We start from the raw sequence: 1,059 nt of genomic DNA on the forward strand, positions 1-1,059 counted from the left end.
GAACCAGTACACAGGTGCTGCATGGCTGTCGTCAGCTCGTGTCGTGAGATGTTGGGTTAAGTCCCGCAACGAGCGCAACCCTTGTCATTAGTTGCTACGAAAGGGCACTCTAATGAGACTGCCGGTGACAAACCGGAGGAAGGTGGGGATGACGTCAAGTCCTCATGGCCCTTATGGGTAGGGCTTCACACGTCATACAATGGTACATACAGAGGGCCGCCAACCCGCGAGGGGGAGCTAATCCCAGAAAGTGTATCGTAGTCCGGATTGTAGTCTGCAACTCGACTGCATGAAGTTGGAATCGCTAGTAATCGCGGATCAGCATGTCGCGGTGAATACGTTCCCGGGTCTTGTACACACCGCCCGTCACACCATGGGAGCGGGTTTTACCAGAAGTAGGTAGCTTAACCGCAAGGAGGGCGCTTACCACGGTAGGATTCGTGACTGGGGTGAAGTCGTAACAAGGTAGCCGTATCGGAAGGTGCGGCTGGATCACCTCCTTTCTAGAGTAGCACTCTCCAACAAGCGTTCACACTTATCGACTGTCAATATTAAAGAACAGCATTTGGGGCTGTAGCTCAGCTGGTTAGAGCACCGTGTTGATAACGCGGGGGTCGTTGGTTCGAGTCCAACCAGCCCTACCAGTCTTACCCAATGGGGGATTAGCTCAGCTGGGAGAGCACCTGCTTTGCAAGCAGGGGGTCGTCGGTTCGATCCCGTCATCCTCCACCAAAAGTTCAAACGTAAGTCAGCCAGGTTCTGGTTGCGATTTAGGTTTGATCTTTTAGAGATCAAGTGCTGTACGTTCTTTAACAATCTGGAAGAAGTAAGTAAATTTTTATTGATCGTGTTCGCCGACAGGCGGATACGATGGGTAATGATTGTATGTATCAACAAACGCAACAACGTAGTACTTCTTATTTCTATAAACGCTCCTTGTTTAGTCGCAGGGGCTAACGTTATAGGGACAAGTGAATAAGTGCACATGGTGGATGCCTTGGCGATTACAGGCGATGAAGGACGTAGTAGCTTGCGATAAGCTGCGGGGAGCTAGCAAAC

General features: G+C 50.8%; 2 tRNA genes and 2 rRNA genes. All 4 read left to right on the forward strand.

The annotated features are described in order from the left end of the window. Window positions 1-503, forward strand: a 16S ribosomal RNA gene (locus tag ABWW33_RS32950); the annotation flags it as partial. Window positions 504-567: 64 nt separating this feature from the next. Further along, window positions 568-644, forward strand: a tRNA-Ile gene (locus ABWW33_RS32955). 12 nt (window positions 645-656) lie between these two features. Then, window positions 657-732, forward strand: a tRNA-Ala gene (locus ABWW33_RS32960). Window positions 733-965: 233 nt separating this feature from the next. Continuing rightward, window positions 966-1,059: ribosomal RNA gene (locus ABWW33_RS32965) — 23S ribosomal RNA — on the forward strand; the annotation flags it as partial.

The organism is Duganella hordei (genome assembly GCF_040369125.1).
GTDB lineage: Bacteria > Pseudomonadota > Gammaproteobacteria > Burkholderiales > Burkholderiaceae_D > Rugamonas > Rugamonas hordei.